This window comes from Antarctobacter heliothermus (genome assembly GCF_900188425.1).
Classification (GTDB): Bacteria; Pseudomonadota; Alphaproteobacteria; order Rhodobacterales; family Rhodobacteraceae; genus Antarctobacter; species Antarctobacter heliothermus.
In genome coordinates, this window is record NZ_FZON01000135.1 from 1 (window position 1) to 1,852 (window position 1,852).

Here is a 1,852-nt window from a genome sequence, read left to right on the forward strand (position 1 = left end):
GCCCTTGAGGACCTGGCGGTGGCCTGGCTGCGCGGCGCGGGCTTCGAGCTCTACACCCGCAAGGGCAATCGCCCCGATGGTGGCCAGTTCGGCTTTTCCGTCGCGGGTGGTCGCATCCGGGGCCATGTCGACGGGATCATTGCCTCAGCCCCGGCGGCGCTTGGCATGCGTGTTCCCGCGCTCTGGGAATGCAAGACCATGAACGCCAAGAACTGGCGCGCCTGCGTCAAGGACGGCGTGGCGGTCTCCAAGCCCGTCTACGCCGCCCAGATCGCGATCTACCAGGCCTACATGGAACCCTCGGTGCCGGGGATTTCGACGGCACCGGCGCTGTTCACTGCGATCAACAAGGACACGGCGGAGCTGCACCATGAGCTCGTCCCCTTCGATGCCGATCTCGCGCAGCGCATGTCCGACCGCGCAGTGAGGATCCTGCAGGCCACCGACGCGGGTGAGTTGCTGCCCCGCATCGCCGCCAGCCGCGATTTCTTCGAATGCCGGTTCTGCGCACATGCCGAGCGGTGCTGGGGGCTGGCCACATGACCGATGAGCCCACCGACCCATCAAACCCCGAGCAGGACCCGACCATGCGCGATGACACGACGCCCGATGCACCCACGACGCCTGATGCACCCAAGGAAAACATTGTGCATTTCAATCCTTGGCGGGATTTCAACGACGCGGCCCCGCAAACCGACCCATTCGGCGATGAGCCTGATCTCGAGCAGATCACCCAGTTCATGCAGGTCGTCTTCGGCTATTGTGACGGGCTGATCCCGGTCCGCAGTTTCATCGACAAGGGTCAGGGCATCGATGGCCGCCCGCACAACATCTGGCTGGAGGCAGATCAGGCCGCGCCTGAAAAGATGGCGACTTTCGCCACATGGGCCTCCCGCGAGGGGGCCGCGGTCTACGTGATCCCCGGCACAGTGGCCGCGCCCGGTCAGGCCAAGGCCGCCGAGATCCTCCAGATGCAGACCGTGGTCGTCGATCTCGATACCGGCGATATCGCTGCCAAGCGCGCCCATCTGGAACGCCATCTCGGCGCACCGACCATGGTGGTGGAGAGCGGCGGCGTGACACCAGAGGGCCAGCGGAAAGCGCACATCTGGTGGGCGCTGACCGAGCCCGCCGAGGGCGACGACATCGCCCGTGTCTGCCGAATGCGCGGGGATATCGCGGCCAAGGTCGGCGGTGACATGCATTTCCGCTCCGCCCACCAGCCGATCCGGGTGGCAGGCAGCGTCTACTACAAGAACAGCCTCAAGACGCAGGTGCGGATCGTCGAGCTGAACGCCGACCGCGAGCGTGACTTGGCCGAGTTCATCGAAGCGGTCACAGACATGCCGCCCGCGCCTGGGGTGTCGCTGCAGCCCGAGTTCACGCATCCCGACAAACCGGCCATGGACGATGTGCTGGTGACCCCGGTGCGCGAGGGGGCGCAGGACGATTGGTCCCGCTTCGAGGGTGCGTCGGCTGCGATCGGGTATTTCATCCGCATGGTCCACGAGGGCCGGATGACAAAAGACGAAGGCTGGGAAGGCATCTGCGGCTACAACGCCGCGATGTTGCGGCCGCAATGGCCCGTGGAACGGCTCAAGCGGGAGTCCGAGCGGCTCTGGGAGCGCCATGTCGAGAAATACGGACCGCCCCTGATCCGGCTCGATTCCGGTGCACCGGGACCGGTTGAAATGCCCGCGTTCACTCTGGGCGCGTTGCTGGACGACCAGAGTCCGATGCCGGAGGACATCATCGCACCGCGCGTTCTGACACCGGGCGGGCTCTTGGTGCTGGGTGGCGCGCCCAAGGTGGGCAAGAGCGACCTTCTGATCTCCTGGCTCGTCCACATGGC

The 1,852-nt window shown here is 65.9% G+C and carries 1 protein-coding gene and 1 pseudogene; both read left to right on the top strand.

Annotated features, from left to right (window positions below; genetic code table 11):
- Window positions 1-543 (top strand): hypothetical protein (locus CHB90_RS25840; protein ID WP_089280551.1); only part of this gene is annotated, 543 nt, incomplete at its 5' end.
- A pseudogene (locus tag CHB90_RS25845) lies at window positions 540-1,852 on the top strand (helicase RepA family protein); the annotation flags it as partial. The gene CHB90_RS25840 and the pseudogene CHB90_RS25845, both read left to right, overlap by 4 nt.